Raw genomic sequence first — 12689 nt, forward strand, 5'->3', positions numbered from 1 at the left:
GCGCCACGACAACGAGGTATGGAGAACAGTCATGTCACACCACTACCCATTCAACAGCCTGTGCCACGTCGATGGCCAATGGCTGCACAGCCACAGCGGCAACAGCATCGCCGTGCATGACCCGGCCAACCGCCAGGTCATCGGCCATGTGCCGCTGCTCGACCACGAGCAGATCGTCGCCGCGGTGGATGCCGCCCAGCGGGCTTTCCCGGCCTGGCGCCAGCAGAGTCCGGACAGCCGCGCTGCGCTGTTGCGGCGCTGGGCTGAATTGATGCTCGAGCACCAGGAGGCTCTGGCGCGCATTCTCAGCGAGGAACAGGGTAAGCCGCTGGCCGAAGCACGCGGTGAAATCGCCTATGCGGCAAGCTTCATTCCCTGGTTTGCCGAGGAGGCCCGGCGCCTCAACGGGCAGACTATCCCCAGCCATATTCCGGGGGCCCAGCTGAGTACGCTGAAGGAGCCCGTCGGGGTCTGCGCGCTGCTCACCCCGTGGAACTTCCCCAGTGCCATGATCACCCGCAAGGCGGCTGCGGCGTTGGCGGCCGGCTGCACGGTGGTGGTCAAGCCGGCCCACGAAACACCGTTTTCGGCGCTGGCCCTGGCCCAGCTGGCAGAGGACGCCGGCTTCCCGCCGGGGGTGTTCAACGTGGTAATCGGCGAGCCGCAGATGGCCATGGAAACCCTTGTGCGCGACAGCCGCGTGCGGGCGGTCAGCTTCACCGGCTCGACCCGTGTCGGCAAGCTGGTGCTGCAAGCCGCGGCTCAGGATGTGAAGAAAGTGGCGCTGGAGCTGGGCGGCAACGCGCCGTTCATCGTCTGCGCCGATGCCGACCTGGAGCTGGCCGTGCGGGTGGCCGTGGCCGCCAAGTTTCAGACGTCTGGCCAGGACTGCTGCGCGGCCAACCGGATCATGGTGCAGCGGCCGTTGTACGAAGCATTCCTGATGCGTTTCGCCGAAGCGGTGCGGGCGCTGAAGGTTGGCCCGGCGATGGTCGATGGCGAGGAGACAGCGGCAGAGGTCGGCCCGCTGATGCACCAGGCCGCCTTCGATGCCACCCAGGCCCGGGTCGAGGACGCCCTGCAGCGTGGCGCCCGGCGCCTGGTCGGTGGCGAGGGCCATGCGCTGGGTGGCTGGTTCTTCCAGCCGACGGTGCTCGCCGATGTCACGCCGGCGATGCGCATCTACCAGGAAGAAAACTTCGCGCCGATTGCCGGGGTCATGCCGTTCGACACGCTGGAGCAGGCCATCACCATGGCCAATGACACCGAGTACGGCCTGGCTGCCTACATCGTCGGCAACCGCCTCGATGTCGTGCACCCGCTGGTGCGCCGGCTCGACCACGCGATGGTGGCGATCAACGGCGTCAAGTTCACCGGCCACCCCATCCCGTTCGGCGGCATGAAGGCCTCGGGCCTGGGCCGCGAAGGCGGCAGCGAGGGCTTCGAACCCTTCGTCGAAACCAAATACGTTTGCTTGCACCACCACGGTCAGTTCTAAGGAGTGTTTGCCATGAGCCAAGATTTCAGCCAGCTGTTCGAACAGGACCGCGCCCACTTCATGCACCCTTCGACCCACGCCCATGACCACGCCAGCGGCGCGCTCAAGGGCCGGATCATCACCGGTGCCGAGGGCATCCGCCTGCGTGACCATGAAGGCCGCGAACTGATCGACGCCTTCGCCGGCCTGTATTGCGTGAACATCGGTTACGGGCGTACCGAGGTCGCTGACGCGATCCATCGTCAGGCCAAGGAGCTGGCGTATTACCACACCTACGTCGGCCACTCGACCGAAGCGATCATCGAGCTTTCCAGCCGCATCATCGACTGGGCGCCGGCCGGGATGAAAAAGGTCTATTACGGCCTGTCGGGTTCCGATGCCAACGAGACCCAGGTCAAGCTGGTGCGCTACTACAACAACATCCTCGGTCGTCCACTCAAGAAAAAGATCATCTCTCGCGACCGCGGCTATCACGGCTCGGGCATCATGACTGGCAGCCTTACCGGCCTGCCCAGCTTCCACCAGCATTTCGACCTGCCGGTGGAGGGCGTCAAGCATACGGTCTGCCCGCACTGGTACCGCAAGGCACCGGCCGACATGGACGAGCAGGCCTTCGTGCGCTATTGCGCCGACGAGCTGGAGCAATTGATCCTGGCAGAAGGCCCCGATACCGTCGCCGCGTTCATTGGCGAGCCGCTGATGGGCACCGGTGGCATCATCGTGCCGCCCAAAGGCTACTGGAAGGCGATCCAGGCCGTGCTCGATCGCTACGACGTGCTGCTGATCGCCGACGAAGTGGTGTGCGCCTTCGGCCGCCTGGGCTCGAAGATGGGCAGCCAGCGCTACGACATCCGCCCGGACCTGATCACCACGGCCAAGGGCCTGACCAGCGCCTATGCGCCTCTGTCGGCAGTGATCGTTGGTGAGAAGGTGTGGAACGTGATCGAAGAAGGCTCGCAGAAGGCCGGCCCGATGGGCCACGGCTGGACCTACTCCGGGCACCCGATCTGCGCGGCGGCGGCGCTGGCCAACCTGGATATTCTCGAGCGCGAGAACCTGACCGAGAATGCCGAAGTGGTGGGGGCATACCTGAACCGGCGCATGCGCGAAACCTTCGAAGGCCACCCGCTGGTAGGCGAAGTACGGGGTGACGGCATGCTTTGCGCAATCGAGTTCATGGCCGATCGCGAGGCGCGTACGGCGTTCGACCCGGCGTTGAAAGTCGGGCCACAGGTGTCGGCAGCGTGCCTTGAGCGCGGGATGATCGCCCGGGCCATGCCGCATGGTGACATTCTCGGTTTCGCACCGCCGTTGGTGCTGGACCAGGAGGATGCCGAAAAGATCGTCGCCATCACCAAGGTGGCGGTCGATGAGGTAGCTGGCAAGGTGCTCGGCTGAGCATTGTAGGGGCCGCCATGCGGCCCCATCGCCGGCCTTGGCAGGCGAACCGACTGACGGTCCCATCCACCTTTCATCCTTGCCTACGCTGATATTCCCAACCCGCTAACGCAAGGAAACCCGTCATGGCCTTCCAATACAAGCGTCTGGACAAGAACAACGCCGCCGTGCTGCTGGTCGACCACCAGACCGGCCTGCTCTCGCTGGTAAGGGACATCGACCCCGACCGCTTCAAGAACAACGTCCTGGCCCTGTCGGACCTGGCGAAGTACTTCAAGCTGCCGACCATTCTCACCACCAGTTTCGAGACCGGCCCCAACGGCCCGCTGGTGCCCGAACTGAAAGAGCAGTTCCCCGACGCCCCGTACATCGCCCGGCCTGGCAACATCAACGCCTGGGACAACGAGGACTTCGTCAAGGCCGTCAAGGCTACCGGCAAGAAGCAGCTGCTGATCGCCGGCGTGGTGACCGAAGTGTGCGTGGCCTTCCCGGCACTGTCGGCGCTGGAGGAGGGCTTCGAGGTATTCGTCGTCACCGATGCCTCCGGCACCTTCAACGAACTGACCCGTGACTCGGCCTGGCGGCGCATGGAGGCCGCCGGGGCGCAACTGATGACCTGGTTCGGCGTGGCCTGCGAACTGCACCGTGACTGGCGCAACGACATCGAAGGGCTGGGGACCCTGTTCTCCAACCATATTCCGGATTACCGCAACCTGATGACCAGCTACAACAAACTGGCCAAGTAATCCGGCCTTGAAGGCACCCCGTACCCTGTGGGGGCGGGTTCACCCGCGAATGCGTCGGTAGATTCAATGACGCATTCGCGGGTAAACCCGCTCCTACATCCTCCCCGGAACACTCACCAGCACTCGCAGAATCAATGAGATAGAGGCAAGCCTGCGAAATCCACAAGCGAAGCGGCAAACTGCCATGGATCGACCATACTGACTCTTCATTCGCCCTCAGGAGAGTGCCATGTCGAAGTCGTCCAGGAAGAGAGACCCCAAGGACCAGCCGGAGAAACTGGGCGGCAAGGCGTACGAGAAGGAGCTCAAGCAGCTGCACGTGGAGCTGGTGAAGCTGCAGGAATGGGTAGTGGCCAAGGGCCTGAAGGTGTGCATTGTCTTCGAGGGCCGCGATGGCGCCGGCAAGGGCGGTACCATCAAGGCCATTACCGAGCGCGTCAGCCCGCGAGTATTCCGCGTGGTGGCGCTGCCGGCGCCAACCGAGCGGGAAAAGAGCCAGATGTATGTGCAACGCTACCTGGGCCACCTGCCTGCCGCGGGCGAGGTAGTGATCTTCGACCGCAGCTGGTACAACCGCGCCGGTGTCGAGCGAGTGATGGGCTTCTGCAGTGAAGAGCAGAGCAGCAAGTTTCTCACCGTGGTGCCGCTGTTCGAAAAGATGATGGTCGAGTCGGGGATCATCCTCATCAAGTACTGGCTGGAGGTCAGCGCCGAAGAGCAGACCCGCCGCCTGCAGGACCGCATCAACGATGGCCGCAAGCTGTGGAAGCTGTCGCCGATGGACCTCAAGTCCTACACACGCTGGGATGAATACACCCGGGCCCGCGACGAAATGTTCGCCGCCTCCGACTCGTCATGGGCACCGTGGTTCATGGCCCATTCCAACGACAAGCGCCGTGCCCGGCTGAACATCATCAGCCATCTGTTGACGCGCATTCCCTACAAGGACATCACCCGCGACGGGCTGGTGAAGTTGCCCAAGCGCGGCAAGATCGGCAAATACAAGGCCGTCAACTACCCGTTCAAAGTCGTCGAAGAGCGTTTCTGATCTCTCCCCGCGGGGAGCAGCGAGGGTGCGAGCCTATGCCACATGATGGCAGCCTGTTGCAGGCGACGGTGGTGTTCCTGCTGGCCGTGGTGCTTCTGGTACCGCTGGCGCAGCGTTTGAAAATGGGGGCGGTGCCCGGTTATCTACTGGCGGGCATCCTCATAGGGCCATCGGTATTTGGCCTGCTGAACAACCCGGATAACGTGGCACGCCTGTCGGAGATGGGTGTGGTGATGTTGCTGTTCGTCATCGGCCTGGAGCTTTCGCCGCGGCGTTTGTGGGGCATGCGCCGGGCGCTGTTTGGCGTCGGCTCGCTACAAGTGGGCCTGAGTGCTGTAGTGCTTGGCCTGCTGGCGTACTGGCTGTTCGGCCAGTCGAAGCCGGCTGCCATCGTGCTGGGCCTGGGCCTTGCGCTGTCGTCCACAGCGTTTGGCCTGCAGGTACTGGCCGAGCGCAAGGACCTGGGCAAGCCGCACGGCCGCCTGGCCGTGGCGATCCTGCTGTTCCAGGACATTGCCGCGATCCCGCTGATTGCCGTGGTGCCACTGCTCGGTGGTGATGTCAGTACCGCCGACGAAGGTGCCTGGCCGGTGCTGGCGGTGGTGGTTGGCATAGGTGTGCTGATCATCTTTGGCCGCTACCTGTTGACCCCTGTCTTCAAATGGACAGTCGGTTCGGGCCTGCCGGAGCTGTCGACCGCTACCGCCTTGCTGGTGGTGCTGGGCACCGCCTGGGTGATGGAGCACGTGGGCGTGTCGATGGCGCTGGGGGCATTTCTGGCGGGCGTCCTGATGGCCGAGTCGCCTTTCCGCCACGAACTGGAAACCCAGATCGAGCCCATCAAGGGTTTGCTTCTGGGGCTGTTCTTCGTTGGCGTGGGGATGAGCGCCGACCTGCGCCTGCTGTTCGGCATGCCGTTAATGGTGCTGGGGCTGACCCTGCTGCTGGTGGTCATCAAGCTGCCGCTGCTGTATGGCCTGGGCCGCACCGCAGGTGGGCTCACCCAGGCCCAGGCGCTGTGCCTGGGCGTGGTGCTGGCGTCTGGCGGCGAGTTTGCCTTCGTGGTGTTCAAGCTGGCGTTGGATCATCAGGTGCTGGGGCAGCAGGTGCATGACCTGCTGGTGCTGGCCATCACCTTGTCGATGGCGGTAGTGCCGTTGGTAATGATGGCCCTGGCGCGGCAGTTGCGTGACGACAGCCCCACACCGGCAGCCCCTGAAGCGGGCCAATGAATCGCGCCTCATGGCGCACCTGGAGTTCGGAGGTGAAGCATGCAACCGGGTATCAAGATGGACAGCCGCCTGTCGCGGGGCTTGCTCGATGTGCTCATCAAGGCCGGCCTGGTGGCTGCGCTGGTGATATTCGCCTTCCAGACGTTCCAGCCGTTCCTGGAGCTGATGCTGTGGTCGGTGATCCTGGCGGTGACCTTGTACCCGTTGTATTGCCGCATCCAGCGCCGCACAGGGCTCAAGGACGGGCTTTCGGCGACGCTGGTCGTTCTGCTGGTACTGGTCGTGCTGCTGGTGCCGATCTACCTGGTGGTGATGTCCATCGGCGAATCGGTGGACAGCCTGGTGACGCTGCTGAAAAGCGGGGCCTGGACCGTGCCGGCCCCTCCCGACTCGGTGGCGGCCTGGCCGCTGATCGGGCCGAAGGTGCATGCCTTGTGGCTGGCCGCCTCGGAAAACATGGCCGGTGTGCTGAACCAGTGGATGCCCCAGCTCAAGGGTGCCGGGCGCACGGTGCTGGGGGCAGCAGCCAGCGCAGGCGGCGCGTTCCTGCTGTTCATCGCGGCGATCATCGTCTCGGGCATCATCATGGCGTTCGGTGATCGCGGCGAAATCGCGGCGCAGCGCATCGCCATGCGGGTGTCGGGGGAGGAGCGCGGCAAGCCATTGGCCAAGCTGTGCACCGCCACCATTCGCGCGGTGGCCCAGGGCGTGATCGGCATTGCCTTCATTCAGATGCTGCTGATCGGTGTCGGCTTCGTCATCAAAGGGGTACCGGGGGCGGGGATGCTGGCAATCGTCATCCTCATGCTGGGGATTGCCCAGGCACCGGCCACGTTGATAACGGTGCCGGTGATCATCTACATCTTCAACGTCGAAGGCTTTACCGTGGCGACCATCATTTTCGCCATCTACACATTCGTCGCCGGGCTTGCCGACAACGTGCTCAAGCCGCTGCTGCTGGGGCGCGGGGTGGACGTGCCGATGCCGGTGGTGCTGATCGGGGCATTGGGCGGCATGGTGGTCAAAGGCATCATCGGCCTGTTCATCGGGCCGGTGATCCTGGGCGTCACTTATGTACTGTTCTGGCAGTGGGTGGCGCTGCAGGTGCCGGAAAATCCCGTCGAACCGTCGGCGTAAGCCAAGGCCTGCCATGCCCGGACGCTTGTGTGGTTGTGCACTGAGCCTGGCTGCCGCGTTGGTGGGCTGTACCCAGGTCGGCCCGGATTTCCAGCCGCCGCAGGACCCGTGGCTGGGCACCTGGAACACCCCGCTGCTGGAGCAGGCCGGGCAGCAAGCTGCGGCGCCCGATCTGCGCCAGTGGTGGGCCGTGTTCGCTGACCCTGCCCTGGATGCCTTGATCGCCGAGGCCGATGCCAATAACAGCAACCTGCGCGTGGCTGGTTTGCGCGTTGCCGAAGCCCGCGCCCAGTTGGCCATCGTGCAGACCGGGCGTTATCCACAGCTGCAGCAACTGCGCGCGCAGAGCCTTTACCTGAAGCAGGATCAGTCCGGCACAGCCACCGCTCGCGACTCGGTGTTCTGGCAATCCAGCGCGGGCTTCGACATCGGCTGGGAAATCGACTTCTGGGGGCGCTTCAGCCGCGCCATCGAAAGCGCCGACGCCGTCTACTTCGCCTCCCAGGCCAATTACGCCGATGCCATGCTGCTGTTGCGTGCGCAGGTGGCCGACACCTACTTTGCCCTGCGCACCGCCGAGGCGCGGCTGGACATCGCCGAAGAAAACGCCCGCCGCCAGGCGCGCAGCCTGGAGATAACCGAGCGGCTGTTCCGTCATGGCGAAAACGACGAACTTGACTGGCAACAGGCGCGCACCCAGTATCTGGCTACCCAGGCCACCATCCCCGAGTTCCAGAACCAGCTCAATGCCCTGCGCAACGTGCTGTGCTCGCTGCTGGGCCGCGCGCCCGGGCCGCTGCCACAGCTGGATGCCGGTCACGGCCAGTTGCCGTTGCCGGACCGTGCCGTGCTGCAGGATGTGCCCGCCCGCCTGCTGCAGCGCCGCCCGGACATCCGTGCCGCCGAGCAGGCGGTAGCGGCGCAGTCGGCGCTGGTCGGGGTAGCCGAGGCCGACCTTTATCCACAACTGAGCCTGTTGGGCAGCATCGGCTGGAGTTTCGTCACGGCCAATCATTTGCCCGATACCTTCGACATCGCCGCCGGGCCCAGCCTGATCTGGAACCCGTTCGACTACGGCCGACGCAAGAACGCTGTGCGCGTGGAAGATGCCCGCTTGCAGCAACTGATCGAGCTGTATCACCAGGATGTGCGCGAAGCCGCCCGTGAGGCCGACGATGCCGCCAGCGGGCTGGTGCGCTCGCTGCAGAGCGCAAGTATCCGCGACCAGGCCTCGCAGGCCGCGCAGCGCTCCCTGAACCTGGCCAGCTCGCAGTACCGCGAAGGCTTTGCCGACTTCCAGCGCGTGCTCGACGCCCAGCAACTGCTGCTGCAGCAACAGGACGGCTATCTGGTCAGTCGCGGCAATGCGGTCAGCAGCCTGGTGACGCTGTACAAGGCCCTGGGCGGCGGCTGGGACGCCAGCCGCGCACCGATCGACCCGGCCACCCGCCAGCAGATGCAGCAACGCACCGACTGGGGTGAACTGCTTGACGAGCCAGGCCCCAGCGCACATGCACAAGGTGAAACGAAATGAGCGACACCACGCCGACGCCATCCCCGCCAGCCCCCGATCGCGGCATGCGCTGGGTGCTGCTGCTGATTGTCGTGAGCCTGCTGTGGTACCTGCTGGCCGATCGCTTCACGCCCTATACCCAGCAAGCCCGCCTGCAGGCCTACGTGGTGCCGGTGAGTGCCGAGGTGGCTGGGCAGGTGAAGCGTGTGGCGGTGGGCAACAACCAGGAAGTGCGCAAGGGCGATGTGTTGTTCGAACTGGACCAGGAGCAATATCGCATCGCCCTGGCCCGAGCCGAAGCCGACCTGGACACGGTACGCCGGCAGATCGGCGCCCACACCGCTGGCATCGACTCGGCCCAGGCGGCGCTGGTGGCGGCCCAGGCCAACGAGCGCAAGGCCCGGCAGGACGCCGAGCGGCTCAAGCGCCTGATCGATGAAGACCCAGGCACGGTGTCGGTGCGCCGCCTGGAGGGCGCCCAGGCCACCCGCGACCAGGCCATCAGCCAGGTGGCCGCAGCCCGTGCCGAAGTTGAGCGGGCCCGTGAGCAGCAGGGTGGGGCGCAGGACGACAACGCCCAACTGCGCAGCGCGGCGGCCAATGTGGAAAAAGCCCGGCTGGACCTGGCGCGCACCATGGTACGCGCCGATGCAGACGGGTTGATCACCGACCTGCGCACCGACGTTGGCCACTATGTTGGCGCCGGCAGCCCGATGATGACCCTGATCGCTATCCATGACGTGTGGATAAGTGCCGACATGACCGAGAACAACCTAGGTCGGCTGCGCCCTGAAACCCCGGTGCTGGTAGTGCTCGATGCGCTGCCCGGCACGGTGTTGAAGGGGCGCATTCGCAGCATCGGCTACGGCGTGAGCGTAGGCCAGAGTGCCCCGCCAGGTACGTTGCCGACCGTACAGAACAGCCGCGAGTGGCTGCGCTCCGCACAGCGCTTCCCGGTTATCGTCGAACTGGAGCGTGACCAGTTGCAGGACAAGACCGTATTGCGGGTCGGTGGCCAGGCCGAAGTCATGGCCCTGCCAAGCGAGGGCAACCCATTGAACCTGCTGGGCCGGCTGTTCATGTGGCTGATGAGCTGGCTGTCGTATGCCTATTGAACTACGCCGCCTGCGTGCCCTGCGCCTGGCCTGGGGCGTGGCGCTTTGCCTGGCGGTGAGTTTCGGCATCGGCTTGCCGGTACCGATCCTGGCGCCGGTGTTCGCGGTGTTGTTGCTGGCCATGCGCAGCCAGCCCTTGCCCCTGCGTGCGGCACCGGCCTTGGCGGTGCTGGTGCTGCTTGCCTGCGGCAGCGGGCTGCTGCTGATTCCGCTGCTGCGCCATGCCCCGGTAAGTGGGGTGTTGCTGGTGAGCGTGGGGGTTTTCCTTACCTTGCGTTATGCACTGAAAGGCGGCAATGGCCTGTTGGCCAATTTGCTGGTTATCGGCCTGACCATGATCGCTGCCGCCGGCACCAGCGACTTCAGCCTGGCGCTGTCGGTGGTCGAAGCGCTGGCCAAAGGCATGCTGCTGGCGGTGCTGGGCACGGCAGCGGCGCATGTGTTGTTTCCCGAGCCGGCCGATGCGCCGGCGCAACCGGCACCGCCTCTGCTCGACAGTGACCAGGTGAGCTGGGTTGCCTTGCGTGCCACCCTGATCGTCATGCCGGCCTTCCTGCTGGCGCTGATCGCCCCGGACCAGTACATGCCGCTGATCATGAAGGCAGTGAGCCTTGGGCAGCAGGCCGGTGAGACCCGCGCGCGGCATGCCAGCCGCGAGCTGATCGGCTCGACCTTGCTGGCCGGGTTGCTGGCGATATTGATGTGGGGCGCGTTGAGCCTGTTCGTGCACCTGTGGATGTTTTTCCTGTGGGTGCTGCTGTTCGTCCTTTGGCAGGGGCGCAGGCTTTACCGGGCGGTGGATACCAGGCAAAGCCCGGCGTACTGGGTGAGTTGCCTGACGACCATGCTGATCTTGCTGGGGCAGTCGGTGCAGGACAGCGCGGGCGGGCAGGATGTGTACCGCGCCTTTGCCGTGCGCATGGCGCTGTTTCTGGCGGTGTCGGTGTATGCCAGTGCCATGCTGATCTGGATTGACCGGCTTCGGATGCGGCGTGGGCTTCTTCGCGGGTGAACCCGCTCCCACAGGTATCGCGTTGCCCATGGGATCACGCAATTCTTGTGGGAGCGGGTTTACCCGCGAAGAGGCCAGTACAGGAAAACCTAGGGCTTCCAGTCAACCCCACTCTCTTCCAGGTAGGCGTCCACCGCTGCCCCAACAGTGGGATGAAATGCCGACTCCCCCATATGCTCGAACAACTCGAACTGCCGCATCTTGTCCTTTACCGGGTCCTTCATCTCGGCAAACTGCAACTCCACCCCCCGCGCCTCCAGCGCCCGGTCCAGCTCGGCCAGCATGTCCGCCGAGGTGATATCGATGCTGGTCACCGGCTCTGCCGCGATCACCAGCCGTTGTACCGGGGTAGGCGATGCATCCACCGCCGCCATCACCGTGCTCTGGAACTCTTCGGCATTGGCAAAGAACAGCGGGGCATCCCAACGCAGCAGCACCAGCCCCGGAATGCGTCGGGCCTGTGGATAACGCTGCACATCATGGTAACCGCGGGTGCCATCCACCCGTCCCAGCACCGCATGATGCGGCCGCCAGCCGTCCCACAGGAATTCGATCACCGATATAGCCACGGCAATGCAGATACCGGGAATGGCCCCGAATACCGCTACGCCGACGAAGCAAGTGAACGACAGCCAGAATTCCCATTGCTGCATGCGGAAGATGCGCTTGAGGTCGGCGAACTCGAACAGGCCCAATGCTGCGGCAATCACCACTGCCGCCAGGGCGCTGTTGGGCAGGTGTTGCATCAGGTTGGGCGCCACCAGCAGCAACAGGGTCACCGCCAGCGCGCCGATAATACCGGTGAGCTGAGTCTGCGAGCCGGCCGCTTCGGCCACGGGGGTGCGCGATGAGCTGCTGCTGATGGGGATGCCCTGGAACAGCCCCGAGGCCAGGTTGGCCACACCCAGGCCGAACATTTCCTGGTTGGGGTTGACCGGGGCCTTCATGCGCGCGGCGTATGAACGTGACAGCACACTGGTATCGGCGAACGACACCAACGCTACTGCGATGCCGCCGAGCAGCACCTCCACCAGATCGATATCGCTGACCCAGGGGAACACGAAGCTGGGTAGCCCCTGTGGCAGTTCGCCGAGCACTTTCACGCCTTGCTGGTCGAGCCCCAGCAGGCTCACCGCCAGCGTGGCCAGCACCACAGCAATGAGAATGCCCGGCAAACGCTTGAACGGCTTGAGCAGCAGGATCAGCGCCAGGCTACCGCCACCGACCACGAAGCTTGGCCAATGGCCCTGGCCGGCGAGCAATGCCTGGATCAGGTTCCAGGTATCCCGCAGCGGGCCCTGGCTGTCGACCGACAGGCCGAACAGTTTGGGCAACTGGCTGATCAGCACCGTGAGGGCGATGCCGTTCATGTAGCCATAGCGGATCGGCTTGGACAGCAGTTCGGTGATGAAGCCCAGGCGCAGCAAACCGGCGATCACACAGAACGCCCCGGCGACCAGGGCCATCATGCTGGCGATGGCGATTGCCCGTTGCGGGTCGCTGGCGGCGTACTGCACCACCACTGCCAGGATCGGCGCGGCCAGCGCCGAGTCCGGGCCCAGCACCAGGATGCGGCTGGGGCCGAACAGGGCGTAGGCCAGCAGCGGGATGATGGTGGCGTACAGGCCGTAGATGCCGGGTACGCCAGATGCCTCGGCATAGGCGATGCCCACCGGCACCAGCATGGTGGTGAGCACCAGGCCGGCGGCGATGTCCCTGGGCAGCCAGGCGGGTTGGTAGTGGAGCAGGGTGACCAGGCCGGGGAGCCAGCGTTGCCAGTCGAGGCGGGGTTCTTCGGGCATGGGGCGTGCGTCCAGGGGAGGGTGCTGAATCACAGCTTAGATGCTGAATTCCGGGGCCGCTCTGCGGCCCTTTCGCGACACAAGGCCGCTCTCATAGAACAACACATGACTCATTGGTTTGGTGAGGTTCTGTAGGAGCAGCCTTGTGCTGCGAAGAGGCCGGTACTGACAAAGCCTGTCTGTTGCTT

The 12689-nt window shown here is 64.8% G+C and carries 10 protein-coding genes; 9 read left to right on the plus strand and 1 reads right to left on the minus strand.

Annotation, left to right across the window (positions count from 1 at the left end):
- The first annotated feature begins 31 nt into the window (after window positions 1-31).
- The 9 genes from RR51_RS19330 to RR51_RS19370 all read left to right on the plus strand — a co-directional run bounded on the left by RR51_RS19330 (window position 32) and on the right by RR51_RS19370 (window position 10699).
- Window positions 32-1498, plus strand: coding sequence for an NAD-dependent succinate-semialdehyde dehydrogenase (locus RR51_RS19330; RefSeq protein WP_039614408.1), 1467 nt, complete (start codon window positions 32-34; stop codon window positions 1496-1498).
- A 12-nt stretch (window positions 1499-1510) separates the two neighbouring features.
- Window positions 1511-2896 carry an aspartate aminotransferase family protein gene (locus RR51_RS19335; RefSeq protein WP_039614409.1) on the plus strand — a complete coding sequence of 462 codons (1386 nt, stop codon included), beginning with the start codon at window positions 1511-1513 and terminating at the stop codon, window positions 2894-2896.
- 125 nt (window positions 2897-3021) lie between these two features.
- A complete protein-coding gene (gene ycaC, locus RR51_RS19340; protein WP_010951959.1) occupies window positions 3022-3642 on the plus strand; it encodes an isochorismate family cysteine hydrolase YcaC in 621 nt (206 codons plus the stop codon).
- Window positions 3643-3871: 229 nt separating this feature from the next.
- Window positions 3872-4690 carry a polyphosphate kinase 2 gene (ppk2, locus tag RR51_RS19345; RefSeq protein ID WP_003256373.1) on the plus strand — a complete coding sequence of 273 codons (819 nt, stop codon included), beginning with the start codon at window positions 3872-3874 and terminating at the stop codon, window positions 4688-4690.
- 35 nt (window positions 4691-4725) lie between these two features.
- A complete protein-coding gene (locus RR51_RS19350) occupies window positions 4726-5922 on the plus strand; it encodes a monovalent cation:proton antiporter-2 (CPA2) family protein (RefSeq protein ID WP_039614410.1) in 1197 nt (398 codons plus the stop codon).
- Between the two features lie 39 nt (window positions 5923-5961).
- Complete coding sequence (locus RR51_RS19355) at window positions 5962-7059, plus strand: AI-2E family transporter (RefSeq protein ID WP_013970855.1); 1098 nt, start codon at window positions 5962-5964, stop codon at window positions 7057-7059.
- A gap of 13 nt (window positions 7060-7072) precedes the next feature.
- Entirely contained in the window at window positions 7073-8593 is a 1521-nt protein-coding gene (locus RR51_RS19360) for an efflux transporter outer membrane subunit (protein ID WP_039614411.1), read from the plus strand.
- The gene (locus RR51_RS19365) at window positions 8590-9687 is read left to right on the plus strand and encodes an HlyD family secretion protein (RefSeq protein ID WP_024086253.1); all 1098 of its coding nucleotides are present in this window, start codon (window positions 8590-8592) and stop codon (window positions 9685-9687) included. Before RR51_RS19360 ends, RR51_RS19365 begins: the two co-directional genes overlap by 4 nt.
- Window positions 9677-10699: a DUF2955 domain-containing protein gene (locus RR51_RS19370; protein WP_015268935.1), complete on the plus strand. Its 1023-nt coding sequence runs from the start codon at window positions 9677-9679 to the stop codon at window positions 10697-10699. Before RR51_RS19365 ends, RR51_RS19370 begins: the two co-directional genes overlap by 11 nt.
- Before the next feature lie 89 nt (window positions 10700-10788).
- On the opposite strand, the gene RR51_RS19375 is transcribed toward RR51_RS19370, so the two are convergent.
- Window positions 10789-12501, minus strand: a complete 1713-nt coding sequence (locus tag RR51_RS19375) for a SulP family inorganic anion transporter (RefSeq protein WP_039614412.1) — start codon at window positions 12499-12501, stop codon at window positions 10789-10791.
- Window positions 12502-12689 lie beyond the last annotated feature (188 nt).

This window comes from Pseudomonas sp. C5pp, assembly GCF_000814065.1.
Taxonomy (GTDB): Bacteria; Pseudomonadota; Gammaproteobacteria; order Pseudomonadales; family Pseudomonadaceae; genus Aquipseudomonas; species Aquipseudomonas asiatica.